This is a genomic window from Pandoraea sp. XJJ-1 (assembly GCF_026802345.1).
GTDB lineage: Bacteria > Pseudomonadota > Gammaproteobacteria > Burkholderiales > Burkholderiaceae > Pandoraea > Pandoraea cepalis.
Genome location: NZ_CP113827.1, coordinates 3,630,176 through 3,643,816 on the forward strand (window position 1 = coordinate 3,630,176; position 13,641 = coordinate 3,643,816).

Here is a 13,641-nt window from a genome sequence, read left to right on the forward strand (position 1 = left end):
TCCTTGGGGGTAGCAGGCCATACCCCCGCATTTCGATACCCCCACCCCACCGGGAATCGACAGATGGCCCTTACCGACGTCGAGGTGCGCAAGGCCGCGCCGCGCGAGAAGCAATATCGCCTCACCGACACCGCCGGCATGTACGTGCAGATCATGCCCAACGGCTCGAAGCACTGGCGGCTGAAATACCGATTCGGAGGTAAGGAGAAGTTGCTCGCCCTGGGCAGCTATCCCGAGATCACCCTCGCGGAAGCGCGTAGGCGGCGCGACGAGGCCCGCATGCAGTTGTCCAACGGCGCAGACCCGGGCGCGGCGAGAAAGGCCGAGAAGCGTGCCACGCGCGTCAATGCCGACGACAGTTTCGAGATCGTCGCTCGAGAGTGGTTCGGCAAGGTCAAATCCGGCTGGTCCGAGAAGTACGCCGAGAAGGTCATGCGCCGGTTCGAGCTTTACGCCTTCCCATGGTTGGGCGATAAGCGCATCGGGGATATCGAGCCGCCGGACTTGCTCGAGGTGCTGGTGCGCGTCGAGCGCGAAGGCAAGCATGAGACAGCGCACCGCTTGCGCGACACGACCGGCCAGGTCATGCGGTACGCGATCGGCACCAGCCGTGCCCGCCGCGATATCACCTCAGACCTGCGCGATGCCCTGAAGCCGGTCGAGGTCAGCCACTTCGCCGCGATCACCGATCCGAAACAGGTCGGCCAGTTGCTGCGCTCGATCGATGGCTACGCTGGTACGCACACCGTTAGGATCGCATTGAAGCTCGCGCCGATGCTGTTCCAGCGCCCCGGTGAACTGCGTATGGCTGAATGGGATGAGGTGGATCTAGAGGAGGCGCTGTGGGTGATTCAGCCTAAACGCATGAAGCGGCGCAAGGATGGCAAATTGTACGGGCGCCCGCACATCGTGCCACTGCCAACACAGGCCGTCGAACTGCTGCGCGAACTGCATCGCTTCACGGGAACACACAAGTACGTGTTCCGCGGCGCGCGCGGCAGCGATCGGCCGATGAGCGACAGCACAGTGAATGCGGCTCTGCGCAGCCTCGGCTACGACAGCACGATCATGACCGGGCATGGCTTCCGCGCAATGGCACGCACGATCCTAGATGAAGTGCTCGAGGAGAACGTCGATCATATCGAAGCGCAACTCGCGCACAAGGTGCGCGACTCACTCGGGCGCGCCTACAACCGCACGAGCCACGTGCAGCAGCGCCGCGCCATCATGCAGCGATGGGCAGACTATCTCGACCAGTTACGGGAATCTGCAAAGTGACGCCCCTCGATGGCACGCTTACCCCCGATTGTCCGTTTTAACGCTCGGGTCAGCCTGCATCTTGCCGCGGAAGAACGAAGCAACGCCCAAGATGCCACCGATGGCGATCCAGGCTTCAGGCGCTTCTTTCCGATCAGCGGCAGCGGCGGGGAGAACTGCCCGGGATACCTGACGCCCCGAACCGCTAGCGCCCCGCAATGGTGGCGGACGGAGAAAAGATAATCTAAGCGATCATATTTTATTTTTTGCTCACGATGATTATCTTTTCCGACTTCACTGCGCGCGTGCTGCGGCATTCGTCGACCAATGCGATGCCCCGCCGAGCCGCACGCCCCAATACATCAACCACGCACGCCACGCCGGCACGCCGGACGCAATCGATGCTTCTTTCAGGATCGCGTCCGCCGTCGCCCTGTCGACAGGATGTGTGGAATACAGCCAGTCGTGAAGTGCGCTAGCCTCGTGGGCGCTATCTGCCGTAAGCAGGAACGCCACCGGCGCGCGCGGGACCGATGCAAAGTCGGTTTCGAAGCCGGTTGGCACGGCGAACGTTTGGCCGGCGACATCGGAACGATATACCAGCGGCGCCGTGAGCCGCCACGTGCCGCGTCCCGAGTTCGTCGCGTCGCTCACTAGCGTGACGGCCAGGTTCGTCAGGAACCTGCTCATTTTGCGACTGGCGCCGAAGCTGCCGCAGGCACCTCTGCAGCAGCAGCAGGAGGCGCGAGCGCGATGAGCGCGGTATCGAGCACCGCCTTCGAGGTGCCAATCACGAGGATCGCCTTCGTCTTGTCCACGTCCGGTAGGCTGGATGCCTTCACCAAAGCGACGAGCAGCGGGGTAACGGACTTCGAGAGCGTCTGAAGGCTCAACTGCGTCGGAACCGCACCGGCCTCGCATACCTTGTCAACTGCAGGCTGAATCTCTTTCGTCAGCGTGTCCTGCGCGCCGCCAGTGAACACGCCGGCGAGCGCAAGCGTGCTGAGTTCGTCCGTCAGCAATGGGCACGCGCGAGCGGCGATCTGCGCGGGCGATTGGATGGCAACCGGTGGGATGGTCGCCGACTGGCTGGCGCAGCCAGCCGCGATGAACGCGGCAATGCCTGCCGCAAGCAGCACGAGGATCTTCTTCATGGTGATTTCCTTACGGGGTGGTGAGCTTGACGGCGGCAGCCGCCGCGCTGGTGACTGCGGCCGAGATGCTGGAAGCGATGCCGCCGCCGGCGGTGATCGGCGCGCTGGCGGAAACGCCGGTCTCGCCGAAGTCGAGGCTGAAGCCATCGGGGGTGTTACTGACGCGCACGGTAACGGCACCGACGTCCTTGCTGCTTGAGACGGATGCCTCGCAGCAGATCAGCCGGCCAGCCGAGTCATAGAACGGCCGCACCTCATACCGGGCAGTGCCAACGCAGGCCGACAGCGCCAGGCCAACCGCACACGCGAGCGCGGCGCGAATCATTGCGAGGAGCCAACCGGCGGCGTCACGGGATCTGGGGCAGCGTTGGTGCCGGCCGACGGCACAGCCGCCGTATCGTTCGACGGCAAAAGCGAGACGCCCGCAAGAAGTGCCGAGCCGCCCGACTGCGCCGAGTGGAAGCCGCCCACTGCACTGATTGCTGCGATGATGATGGTCACTAGGCCGCCGATCTGCGCAATGAACGCGCCGACGTCGGTCTTGCCGTTGTAGGCGAACACGGCCCACAGCGCCAGGACCGCTATCAACAGCAGCACGAGCCCGAGATACACCACAATTTTTTGCTTGATGTTCATGACATTCCTTTCAGGTTGGTTAGTGAGGCACTTCGTCTGGGGTGAACACGAACCCCAACTTGCGGGGATACGCCTGGAACACGTAGGTCGGGAAACTGCGGTGATGGATGCCGTGCGTCGGCGACCGATGGAACTTGACGGCGACCGGAAGCATGTTCTGCATCGAGTCCACAAACATGTCCGGCTTGGCTGGATCGAATGCCTTCCAATCGAACCCGCGCAACTCGGACAGTTTGCAGATCAGCCAGATGAGCGATTCGCTGGCCGGGAACGTCTCGCCGGTTGGCGCATCAGTCGCCAGATCGAGCACAGGCAGTTCGGTGATCTCGCCGAGAGCGATTCCGCGCACCGCCTCCCAGTCGACCGCATCTGCGTCGGCCCACTCGCAGAACAAGTGGTGATATTCGGGGTCGGGCTGGCCACTGATCGCGCACCGCAGCCCCGCTTTATGACCCGCTGCCTTGGTATGCCGGAACGTCGCCGATTCAGTGCGAGGCGCGCTGTGGTCCGGGTAGTACTCGACCTCGACGATGGTTTCCTTGACGAGATGTTCGCCGGCCACCTTCGCCAAGCCATCGGCCGTGCACGAGTGGCACGGCTTCTCAAGCGGCAACCCGTGGCTGCATCGCTCCATATGGACTCCGTAAACGAAAAAACCGCCCAAAGGCGGCAGTTACATGAGGCAGAGCTGTCGCTCTTGTTCGCGATGCTTAACCAAGCCCGGCAGCACCTCCAATCACATCGAACCGGTCAAGCTTGCGCGCCTGAATGGTTGCGGTCAGCTTTCGGGCGTAATCCGGGTCCGTGGCATATCCAGCCGCCGCGATCGCGCTGGCGAACCTGATACCGTCTGGAAAGTCGAATGCCGCACGGTAGCGGGGATTGCTCATCAGAAATGCAGCGTGATCGTCGATGCACTCTTGCCACCCCGAGTAGCGGCGCCACTGCGCCGACACCGTGATCCGCTTGCCGCCGATGACCTCGATGGTCGGCATGATGACCGTCGGCCCCTTCCATGCGCGATCGGCCTTGACGCCGAACAGGTTGAAGGCCTTCGTCGCGAGCTGCGACGCCCCCCAGCCCGATTCCAGTGCACCTTGAGCAATCGTGAAGCTGGCGGGAATTTTGGTGCGGCGCATGCAGGCCTGGGCTGCCGGCGCGATGGCTGCGATGAAATCTTCCGGGCTCATAGCACCGCCATTACAAATTTGAACGTGGCGCTGAGCCAGTCCGGAAATTCGTGAAAATGCCTGTAGTACCAAATGCCATAGAGCGCTGCGAATGGCGCAACGAATGGCAGAAACACGCTGCGCATGAGAAAGCGCCAGGCAGCGGCTAGGCGGCAGCCAAAGCGCACGGCGACAATGCCTTCCGCCCAGGCGCTGCGAATGAATGCAGTGTCGTCGGCAACCTGCTGCGTCAACGCCGTGTTCTCCGCGATGGCAATATCCTGCGCGCTCATGCGCAGAGCGACGTGACGCCGAAAATCTTCCTCGGGCATGTCCATGATTTCGCTCGGTTCCATTGATCCCCGGAAATGAAAAGCCGCCCGTAGGCGGCTTGGTTACACTATCGAATTCGCTCTTAGGCGACTGCGGCAGATATTGCTCTGTCACCTTGCCGAAGCAAGCGGCACGACCTGATAAACAATCGCGGGCCCGTCCCTGCCGGCAGCAGTGACAGCATCAATTCGTGGCATGTGTTCCTCTGGGGAAAGTGCCCGCGCGCGGCGGGCAACAAAAAAACTACCCGAGGGTGGCCGATATGTTGGTGCGCGCACTCACCGGCGGCTCGTCGTCGGCGCGGCCTCGCTAGGCAGCCGGCAACGGCGAATTTCCCGCCGACAGCCACTTTTCGTAGATGTCCCAGAAACGATGTCCCTGCGGCACGGTCCACACTCCGCCGTCGTCATCCGTGTACTGGATGACGTTTGCCCGCACCTCCATCGTGATGGGGTCTTTCATCTGCTGAAATTGAATAGTGGCCACGATGGCTCCTTAGAGACGAGAGTCCAGCACAATGCCGGTACTCGCGGAATTGAGCAGGAAGTAGAAATCACCGGCCGCCGTTGCTGTGGTGAGAATCAGCGTCGAGTTGTCGGAACATGCCGATATGCCGGGCTGCGAGCAGTTGCTGACCACCCAGGTCCCCACGACACTTCCGGCCGGAGCCGCCCGCATCCGGGTTCGGTAGAAGGCGTTCATGTATTGGGTGTTCGCGGCGGCCGCGTTACCTCGCTGGCCAAGCGTGTAGGTATTCGCGCTGAAACCGATCTTCTGGAAGACGCGCTCGCACGCGGCCGTATCTACAGTGATCGGCCTGAACTCGAACGGCGTTGCCTTCGTGCCCTCTTCCAACTGCCATTCCGTGAACCAGAAGTTCTTGGCGGTGATCGCACCACACGCGGCCTGAACCTCGATTTCCAGCCCATTCGATACGTCGCCGAGCGCCTGTCCAGCGGGGAACGGAATCAGCTTCGTCGGCGTGCCGCTTGAAACTGATGTAGAGGCCGAAGTTGCAATTGTGGTTGTCGACGCAAAGTTGTCGAGCGCGGTGGGCTTGCGCACGATCACCGTGTAGTTGATCGCAGCGCCGACATCGTGCTGCACGGCAATCTGAAATTGCGCTGTCTGGTTCTTGAACTCCAGCGCGTTCGCCGAATCCATTCGATAGCGCCAAGACACTTGCCCTGCGCCCGTGAGCGTGACCGCCGCCAACTTAAAGGCATACCCGGTGCGACCAACCGGTGATGCCGCGTCCTGCGTGATCGTCCCGGCGCTTACCGCCCCACCGGAGGCCCAACCAGATGCCATGTCGACCAAGCCGTACTGCGGACTCGTCGATAGGCTGCGCACGGCATCCTGAGCGATGTAGGCCCATCCGTTCGCGAGCTTGTTCCGGAAGGACGGAGAGCCGGAATCACCGATCGACGCCTGAACTTGGCCGAGCGGCATGGCGTGCTGTGACTGCGTCGCTTGCGCGACCGAGAACACTTGCGATGACAGCCCAGCGAGCGCCGCATATCGTGCGTCACCGCTTGCCTGGCTGATCTTCTGCGTAAGCGTTTCAGACAGAATTTGCGCACCATTGAATTGCGTAATGCTGCCGGCCGTGATCGTGGTTTGACCGTTCGCTACAGTGACAACCCACAGCCCCGTCCACCCGCCATCCGGTGCAGGCGTTACCTGCGATCCAGTCGGCGCAGCGATACCCGCCTTCGCCTGAACCGCCACAATTCCCTTCCTGATGGTGTTGCTGGTCTGCCCGCTGTCGTTAGGGCCTTGCCAGGGCTGGGAAGGGTTCGACGAGTTGTAAAACTGAAGCACGACCGGGGTGGAGCTGCCAGTCGTCGGGTCGAGGCTCACGTCCTGATCCTGATACTGGACCTGAATCAGATAGTTGATTGCCTGGCCCGCTGTCAGCGGCGGCGCACACGACACGAGCACCGGATCGAGCGAAATCCCCTGCTTGACAACCTGGTGCGTGGTATCGGCAGGCAACGTGCCATAGACCGATGCCTCGAGCGGTGCCAGCGCATAGAGTTCACCCGCACCGATCGTCACCTGAAGTGTGGCCGGGGACGTTGGCGTGCACGCGAGTCCGTTCGCGATTGGCGACGTGCCCAGCACGGCCGCAGAAAGCTTACCCAGCGCGACCATACTGTCCTGCGCCGGCTTCGTGAAAAACCACTCGTAGATCGACTGGCCAATCTGTGTGATAAGACGATTCAAGGATTGCCCCCGAAATGAAAAAGGGCCGCACTTGGCGACCCTGGTCAATGAAGAAATTCTGCAATCAGCGGATGGCCACCCACATGACCGTGCCCACTGGCTTGACAGCGTCGACGGCGGCGTAGATGTCGGCGTCGGACGCCGACGAATGGGTGTAAGACGAAGAGTTCGTGTAGGACGCAGCGAGTGGCGTATTCAGTGCCGATTGTGACGGCGCGGCGCAGTACGCCGCCCCAGCAGTACCGCCCGTAGAGACGGGGCGGAACGCGGTAATCATCGCCGTGTAGGGAACGGCCATCGAGCCTAACCGAGCGACGCCGCAGTAGCCGGCAGACGTTGGCGAGTTCAGCGCGCCCATATCCATCGGCCGGTTCGGCTCGAAGACGATCGGCGCTTGCCCGGTTACATCCTTCAGCACCTGGACCATCGCCGGCCGGGTTCCCTTCCCCCGCAGCAGGTTGATGATGATCCGAATACGGAACGAATCATCGGACTGCCCAGGCTCGCGCATTAGCGCAGCGCCGAAGAAGTCCCACGCTATCATGTCGAGCCAGCCGTCCGTGGCCGTGGCGATGCGCGTCTGCAACTTCGCATATGCCAACAACGAGTAGGCGAAATTCAGGGCATACGCGATGCCCGCCAGCAACGCGTCGAGGATCTCGGCAACGCCCGGGAACCAGGCCGTCGGCAGTAGCGCACGCAGGCGCTGAAACATGTCCTGTTGGTCACCCGTCATCACGTCACCTGCACCGTACCGGCCTTGATGGTCTGCTGCGACGTGGCAGCGAGGTCCGACGTCCCGCCGTTCAGCGTGACGCCAGTAACGTTCGTGACGCCGTCGGACGCCGCGTACGCGACCTGCGCGAGGCGCGTGAAGCTCAGGGACACGCCGAGTCCCAGCGTGTTGATGTAGTTCTGAATCGCCGCTGTCACTAAGGCGACGGTTGCAGCATGGTCGTACCCGCTCGCGGTCGCAATCGCCATGACCACGTTGGCGATGACCGTATTGGGCCCATACACGCCGTATGTCACGCTCAGCGGGCGCACATCTTCAATCGCATTGGCCGCAGACGCAAGCAGCGTCGACGAAGGACTGCCCGTGCCGTCGTCGACGATCACATAGAAGAACCCGGGCTGCGCCAACCCGCTGCGCTGCTGGTTTTCGGTGACCGTGGCGCTGACGTTCTGTTGCAGCGAAAGCACGGCATACAGAACCGCCGCCTTCGTTGCCTTGGACAGACTGCCGATGTACGCGACGAAGCGGGCGCGCAGTGCCGTGTCGATCTCGGCATCGGCGCCGTTGGTAAACGCTGCGGCGTTGGTCACGGTGTCGATGCCCGGCATACCCTGCACGATCGTGTTCACCGCACCGGCAACAACATTGCCCGACGCGCCAGCAACTTGAGCGAGCACAGGCACCGAAACGGAAGACGTACCAGAGCCCAATACATAGGCGTTCTGAGTCGCGTCGTAGGCTGGGTTCGTTGCATCCAGCGTGACCGCGAACGTCTGCGTACCGTCCCCTGTCTGCACGCGCGCACCGATCGGCACGATCGCATTGAGCGTCGGCGTAAACCGAGCGAACGTCACGAGCCCGCTGGACGGGTCAGCGGGAATTCGGGTCACCCCGAAATCAGCCATCCACGAATCAAGGTCTGAACCGCTCGACGTCGACGCACGCGTGATGACCAGCAACTGCAGAATCAGCGATTGCAGCCACAAGGCAACGGCTGCGGTCGCCTCGACGACCGCGCGCAGCGTCGAGCCGATGGTGAGGTCTACGAGCCCCGCAGCAGCGCCCTGAATGGCCGTCACCTGCTCGCGCACCAGCGTCACGAAGTCTTTCGTGGAAATGGTCATTGATTCACGTTGAAACTGAGGGTGGCGGGCTGGCCGGTGGCCGCGTCCGTATAGCGAATCGACACGCTGACCCCGCTCGCGATGGCTTGAACATCGATCACAGGGATCGGCCGGCGGGCAACCGAGGCTTCACGCAGGATCTGACCGCGAATCTTGGCGCGGATGCGCCCGGCATCGAGCGTGCGCCCGACTTCGCGGGGTAGGCCCGCCCCGTAATCCAGATGAAAGATGTAATCGCCGGGTTCCGGCGGCGTCCCGCCAACGGCCGGGCCGCGCGGGTTGGTCATCAGGCGCCGCAAGATACGCTGTTGCGTCTGGTCGGCTCCGCCGACTAGCTGCAAATCGCCCGAGGCCGAGACGGTAAGGTCTGAGCCCCACATGTGATTCAAATCGCTCATCAGGATGCCTTGACCGTAGACGTCATGTGCGCTGCGCCCATCTGTTGATTCGGGGCAGCCGTGACCGTCCCCGTCTCGTTATGGGTGTGGCCGTTGAACAGGGACATGAACGCTGACGTGATGATGGAAAGCAGCGATTGGCCCGCCGCGCCAATGTTGATGGCCGGCGCGGTGATGTTTGCCTGGCCACCGGCTTGCACATTCACATTCCCGGTGGCCTGGATCATGATCGTCGGCGCCGTGGCATCGATCTCGACCAAGCTGTTGATCGCGACCTTCCCGTCGTTCGTCATCTTCATGAACGCGCCGGATTTGTGCACCATCCAATACTCACCGGATGGCACCGGCATCGCCTGGTCGACGTCATTGAAGAATCGCGCCACGGCAACGGGCGTCTCGGCGTTGCCGAGGACGAAATCGACCTTGACCGCGTCCCCAATGGACGGGGCGAACACCACACCCCACCCTACCCCGACGGCTGCTGCCGCGAGTTGGATCCATCCCGTTTCCGCCCCCTCGGGCTGCAGAAGCACTTTGACCGAGTGCGCATCCGGGTCATAACTGCTGATCGTCCCGTCGCGCGATTCCGAGCGCGTGCAAGCATTAATCTGAGCCAGCCCGCGCATCGCGTTCGCTAGGGCATGAGGGTTCATAGTGTCACCGTCGAATCAGGGGCATGGTTTTTGGCGTTCAGCGACATCACATAGCCATCGGGCATGCTCATTCGACGAACGACACTGTCCGGGAAATACTTCTGGTCCCAGGCCGTATCCGTACCGGCAACCTCGACCATCGTTGTGACCCCGAGGATCGAGTCGGCAGGCATGCGGGAAATCTGAAGCTTCATCTCGTGCGCGATGAGTTCCGCATGGATCTTCTGGGCGCGTTCCAGCGCTTGCTCTTGTGTCAGGCCTGGAATCGTGTAGCTGTAGATCTGTGCGCCGCCGAATGGCTTCGCCTTGCCCGCCTGTGTCGTCTTGCCCTTGTTCGGGTACGACACCGTGAAGCCCTTCTTTTGCTTGGCGTTCCACGTCCGCACCACAACCTGGATGCCCCGGGACACTGTCAGCGCACGACTGAATTTCATGTCCACGACATTCGCTTCGGGGTAGCCCTTCGTGTCGTCCGGCGGAACCCACTGAATCAGATAGGGCGTCGCATCGGGATCTGTCTTCGGCTCGAAGTGCAGTTCCTTGCCCTTGACGTACACGACGAACCCCTCAATGTGCGCGAGATATGCCAGCAAGTCCCACTCACTACGCTGATCGGTCAAGTTGACGTGATCGATCTCGTAGTACTTGCCCGCCTTGGCGCTCGTCGCAGTGACCACCGGCTTAAGGCCACGACGCTGCGCGAGCTGGGTGGCGATCTGCGACGCGGTCAGGTTCGGCCACTTCTCGGTTGTCTTGGCGTCGATGAATACCGACGTGAGATCGCGCCCGACCAGCTCGATCGTGCCGGCCACGATGTCGAAATCGATATCGTCGACGCGGCCGTACAGTTCGCTGACAAGGTCCGTCAACTCATACCTGTCGGGATCGTCAACGTACCCGCCGAACAACTCGACGAACATGTCTTCCTGCTCGGAAAACCAGCGCGCGTCGCGGTCGCTTGGCAGCATGTCGGCAACGAACGTCACCCGAAAGGTGTCCGCTGAGTAGAAACCGTTCGATTCAGCTTCCCAACTCACCCAGCCCGTGATCAGCGTGTCATTCAACTTTACGGCCCCTCGCGCCTGGGTGGCGGTAGCCGCCATGGGCACCTGGTTGAGGCTACGCATTGAACACGCCCCCCGTGGGCACGTTGTACGGCGGGATCTTCACCGAGTTAACGCCGTTCAGCACCGGATCCGTAATGCCGTTTGCCGCAGCGACCGTCGTCCACCCCATCGCGTCGCCATACTCGTTGGCGGCCACGCGATAGAGATTGCCGCCAGCGAGGGTCAGGCTCTTCGTTCCTGCGTTGATCGTGCCGAGGTTCTTGCCGAGACGCCCGACCACGGTGTTGAGCTGAGCCAACACCGGTAATTGCGTTGCAGCGGTCACTTGCTGAGTCAAGCGCGCGATATTCTGAGAAATCGGGTTGTTCGGCAGAATGCCGCCCAGTGTCGTGACGTTGAGCAGCGTGTTGTTCGTCGACGCAATCAACGTCTGAACCCGCGAGCGCACCGCATTGAGCGGTTGTAGCACCCCGTTGATGGTGCTTTGCGCGGCCTTGGCGAAGCTCGACACCTGACCGATTGCCGTGTTGAGGCCACCTACCAGCGCGGACAGCGGACCGTCGCCGACCAGGTCAGAGAGGCCGCCGATCGACAGCATGTCGTCACTCACGAGAGCGTCGATGCCCGCGTCCGGCACGTCGCGCACCGAGCGCGTCAGGTCTTCCACGACCTCACACGTGATGCGGTACGGCAGCTGGTGCCAGCGCTCGAAGTCTGCCGTGAATTCGCGGATGACGACCAGGTAGTACAGCTCGGACCAGATCAGCTCGAGTTCCTGGCCGGACTCTTTCAACGTCTTCAGGTACAGCGCGCGATCGAGTGCATTGGAACCGAAAAACAGGCCCGACCATGACAACGGCTCCGGATCGTCGCCCATTGCCTGAACGTGCCGCACGCCGCCGACCATCTTGTGCACGACCAGCGCCTGCGGGCCGCCAAAGCGGATGCTTTCAGGGACCTCAAGGCGCGTAAAGCTGAAGTCGCCGAGCATGAGAACAGTGTCAGGTGTCATTTTGCGTATTTCATGCCGACCGGGGGCAGCCCGAGACCGACGTCGTACATGCCAGAGCCGAGCGGACGAGACACTTCCCGCGCCTGAATTGCGGAAGTGCTTGAAGCAATCTCGCGCCGGCCGCTTTCGGTCAGGAAGAGCTTCGCCTGAAGTGGACGCTGCCCCTGATCGCGGGTTGCGATATGGCGGCTCTCGTACCGGACGCCGTCGACGCTCGGCGCATTTGGCGTTCCCGGCGCCGCCGGGGAAGTCGATTCCTTGTCGTCACCGCCGAATGGCAATAGCGACTTCACCCATTTCCATTTCGAGACAATCCAATCGGCCACGGCGCCAAGCGACGACTTTATGGTTTCCCATGCGGCCGTCAGCTTCGGCGCGACGTCATCCCAATTCCGCCAGAGTGCGTATGCGAGGGCGGCGATTACCGTGATGGCGAGACCGATGGGGTTGAGAAGCAGCGCGCGACCGGCGATCAGGAGCGCTCTGCCGAGCCACATCAGCCCGGTTCCGAGAACACCGAAAAATCGCCCGATGATAGGCCCCAGGCCGAGGAACTTGATGATTCCAGCAGTCATCAGCACACGCCCAAGCACAGAAAGCGCAACGGCAACACCGGCAAAGCCGAGGACAATCGTCTTCGTTGCTGCGCCGTTGCGCTGCATCCACTGGGAAATGCCGTCGAGCGAATCCGCAAACTTGATCATGTAGGGGATCAGGCGCGGCAGCACTTCATATCCAAGCCGTGCCTGGACGTTTTCCCACTGCTTATGCATCGCGCCGGATGCCAACTGAGGGTTCGTTTTCAGCAGCTTCTGGTACGTGTCCATGCTGTTGCCTTCGGACTCGACCAGCTTGCGGTCACGCTCGAATTGAGCGGCCTTCTTGATCAGCGTCGAAACGCCGAACTCTGCGTTCCGATCGCCGAAGAGCATCGCCGTGGCCGTATCGAAGCCGACGTTGCGGGTCTTCATCAGCTTCTCGATCGCCGGGCGTGCAATCGTGGTTGCCCACTCGAACGGGTTCGACAGAAACAGTTCCGTGCCGACGATCGACCCCGGCTTGATGTGGCGATTGCCCGCCCCACCCCGCCCGACGCCATTCGCATTGACCAGCCCAGCATCGAGCCAGTTGCCGATCATCTTCTCGGGGATCCGGCCGCCCGCGATCGCGCGGCGCATGGTCTCAAGAATCGTACCGGCGGACTGCGCGCCGCCGCTGCCCGTCTTGACCTCCTGCATCAGCGTCGGCAGGTACTTGTAGACGAAATCGTCGTCCAGACGCATCCCGGACGTCTTCGCCGTCTTGAGTGCCATGTGGTAGTCGTGCACATTCAGCGTGCCGCCAAATGCCATCAGCGTCCTGGCCATCATGTCGGCGTTGCGCTGCATGGTTTCCATGCTCATCACGCCCGTATTGCGCAGCTCGATCGCCTTGACCATATCGAAGGCGACGTGCTCTTGCGGTTTGCCACTCAGGGCTTCCATCACTGCGCGCGTGCGCTGCACCACAGGCAGAATGCCGTAGGCTTCGTGCATGTGATCGGTACCAAAGACGGACCGCAGTTCGCGGATGGCCGACAGGTTTTCGGCCGCACTGCTCGTGAGTACGTCCTTGGACGTCTTCCATGCCGCTCCGGTCGCCTCCGCGATTTCCTTCTGCGACATCCCCGATGCTCCCATCAGGGAAAGCTGTCGCGTATACTCCTTGGACACCTCAAGAGTTTTTCCGAGCGAGCCGAGCATGCCGTCGCCGATTTTCATCGCGGCAAAACCCGCCCCCGCAAGCTTCAGCGCGTTGAGTTGCTTTTCGAGCTGGACCGCTTGGCCGTGCGTCTTGAGAATGTCCTTACCCAGCAACGTCAGCCCCTGCGTGG

Annotated in this window: 17 protein-coding genes; 1 reads left to right on the plus strand and 16 read right to left on the minus strand. The window is 62.0% G+C overall.

Going from position 1 to position 13,641, the window contains the following annotated elements; all coding sequences use genetic code 11:
• Positions 1-63 precede the first annotated feature (63 nt).
• A complete protein-coding gene (locus OYT13_RS16595) occupies positions 64-1,278 on the plus strand; it encodes a tyrosine-type recombinase/integrase (protein ID WP_268566633.1) in 1,215 nt (404 codons plus the stop codon).
• 273 nt (positions 1,279-1,551) lie between these two features.
• Here the strand turns inward: OYT13_RS16595 and OYT13_RS16600 are convergent, their stop codons facing one another.
• The 16 genes from OYT13_RS16600 to OYT13_RS16675 all read right to left on the minus strand — a co-directional run bounded on the left by OYT13_RS16600 (position 1,552) and on the right by OYT13_RS16675 (position 13,528).
• On the minus strand, positions 1,552-1,947 hold the full coding sequence (locus OYT13_RS16600) for a DUF1353 domain-containing protein (RefSeq protein WP_268566634.1): 396 nt from the start codon (positions 1,945-1,947) through the stop codon (positions 1,552-1,554).
• The gene (locus tag OYT13_RS16605; protein ID WP_268566635.1) at positions 1,944-2,411 is read right to left on the minus strand and encodes a hypothetical protein; all 468 of its coding nucleotides are present in this window, start codon (positions 2,409-2,411) and stop codon (positions 1,944-1,946) included. Before OYT13_RS16605 ends, OYT13_RS16600 begins: the two co-directional genes overlap by 4 nt.
• A gap of 10 nt (positions 2,412-2,421) precedes the next feature.
• Positions 2,422-2,736: a hypothetical protein gene (locus OYT13_RS16610; RefSeq protein WP_268566636.1), complete on the minus strand. Its 315-nt coding sequence runs from the start codon at positions 2,734-2,736 to the stop codon at positions 2,422-2,424.
• Positions 2,733-3,047, minus strand: a complete 315-nt coding sequence (locus OYT13_RS16615; RefSeq protein WP_268566637.1) for a hypothetical protein — start codon at positions 3,045-3,047, stop codon at positions 2,733-2,735. The genes OYT13_RS16610 and OYT13_RS16615 overlap by 4 nt, the downstream gene beginning before the upstream one ends.
• A gap of 19 nt (positions 3,048-3,066) precedes the next feature.
• Positions 3,067-3,681 carry a hypothetical protein gene (locus OYT13_RS16620; RefSeq protein WP_268566638.1) on the minus strand — a complete coding sequence of 205 codons (615 nt, stop codon included), beginning with the start codon at positions 3,679-3,681 and terminating at the stop codon, positions 3,067-3,069.
• Between the two features lie 76 nt (positions 3,682-3,757).
• The gene (locus tag OYT13_RS16625; RefSeq protein ID WP_268566639.1) at positions 3,758-4,237 is read right to left on the minus strand and encodes a glycoside hydrolase family 73 protein; all 480 of its coding nucleotides are present in this window, start codon (positions 4,235-4,237) and stop codon (positions 3,758-3,760) included.
• Positions 4,234-4,572, minus strand: a complete 339-nt coding sequence (locus OYT13_RS16630; protein ID WP_268566640.1) for a hypothetical protein — start codon at positions 4,570-4,572, stop codon at positions 4,234-4,236. Before OYT13_RS16630 ends, OYT13_RS16625 begins: the two co-directional genes overlap by 4 nt.
• A 286-nt stretch (positions 4,573-4,858) precedes the next feature.
• Entirely contained in the window at positions 4,859-5,035 is a 177-nt protein-coding gene (locus OYT13_RS16635; RefSeq protein ID WP_261939060.1) for a hypothetical protein, read from the minus strand.
• A gap of 9 nt (positions 5,036-5,044) precedes the next feature.
• Positions 5,045-6,778: a hypothetical protein gene (locus OYT13_RS16640; RefSeq protein WP_268566641.1), complete on the minus strand. Its 1,734-nt coding sequence runs from the start codon at positions 6,776-6,778 to the stop codon at positions 5,045-5,047.
• Positions 6,779-6,842: 64 nt separating this feature from the next.
• A complete protein-coding gene (locus OYT13_RS16645) occupies positions 6,843-7,514 on the minus strand; it encodes a hypothetical protein (RefSeq protein WP_268566642.1) in 672 nt (223 codons plus the stop codon).
• Positions 7,514-8,638 carry a baseplate J/gp47 family protein gene (locus OYT13_RS16650; RefSeq protein ID WP_268566643.1) on the minus strand — a complete coding sequence of 375 codons (1,125 nt, stop codon included), beginning with the start codon at positions 8,636-8,638 and terminating at the stop codon, positions 7,514-7,516. The genes OYT13_RS16645 and OYT13_RS16650 overlap by 1 nt, the downstream gene beginning before the upstream one ends.
• On the minus strand, positions 8,635-9,036 hold the full coding sequence (locus tag OYT13_RS16655) for a phage tail protein (protein ID WP_268566644.1): 402 nt from the start codon (positions 9,034-9,036) through the stop codon (positions 8,635-8,637). Before OYT13_RS16655 ends, OYT13_RS16650 begins: the two co-directional genes overlap by 4 nt.
• Positions 9,036-9,689, minus strand: coding sequence for a phage baseplate assembly protein V (locus OYT13_RS16660; protein WP_268566645.1), 654 nt, complete (start codon positions 9,687-9,689; stop codon positions 9,036-9,038). The genes OYT13_RS16655 and OYT13_RS16660 overlap by 1 nt, the downstream gene beginning before the upstream one ends.
• The gene (locus OYT13_RS16665; protein ID WP_268566646.1) at positions 9,686-10,816 is read right to left on the minus strand and encodes a hypothetical protein; all 1,131 of its coding nucleotides are present in this window, start codon (positions 10,814-10,816) and stop codon (positions 9,686-9,688) included. Before OYT13_RS16665 ends, OYT13_RS16660 begins: the two co-directional genes overlap by 4 nt.
• Complete coding sequence (locus OYT13_RS16670; protein WP_268566647.1) at positions 10,809-11,768, minus strand: hypothetical protein; 960 nt, start codon at positions 11,766-11,768, stop codon at positions 10,809-10,811. Before OYT13_RS16670 ends, OYT13_RS16665 begins: the two co-directional genes overlap by 8 nt.
• Positions 11,765-13,528: a hypothetical protein gene (locus OYT13_RS16675; RefSeq protein ID WP_268566648.1), complete on the minus strand. Its 1,764-nt coding sequence runs from the start codon at positions 13,526-13,528 to the stop codon at positions 11,765-11,767. The genes OYT13_RS16670 and OYT13_RS16675 overlap by 4 nt, the downstream gene beginning before the upstream one ends.
• Positions 13,529-13,641 lie beyond the last annotated feature (113 nt).